Genomic DNA, 341 nt, shown 5'->3' on the forward strand with positions numbered 1-341 from the left:
GTCGTTACCGTAGTACATGTCGTACAGAGGTGCCGGCTTAGGACTATCCGAAAACTCGCGAATCCAATGTTTATGCATCTACTTCGTCCTCGTCTTCATCTTCCTCGTCGAGATCGGGATTCCCGAGGCCCAGATTCTCGACACCGAGTTTGAGGTACGTCAGCACCTCGTCCACGCTGGACCGGTATCCGGTATCGAACAAGACCTCGTACGGAGCATAGCCTTCGATCAAGCCTTGATAGACAGTGGCGTCAATGCGCGCGTCGTAGTCTGCACGAATCTTGAGCGTGTGGCATTCGATGCCGAACAGAGCCTCGTCCTTCTTGTCGTTCAGGCGCACG

The 341-nt window shown here is 54.5% G+C and carries 1 protein-coding gene; it reads right to left on the reverse strand.

Annotated elements, in window-relative coordinates; all coding sequences use genetic code 11:
* Positions 1–70 precede the first annotated feature (70 nt).
* A partial coding sequence (locus AC1RP1_RS08095) for a hypothetical protein (RefSeq protein WP_481762731.1) occupies positions 71–341 on the reverse strand: 271 nt, incomplete at its 5' end.

The sequence above is a fragment of the Dellaglioa sp. CoH-56-MRSF-13 genome (genome assembly GCF_056782095.1).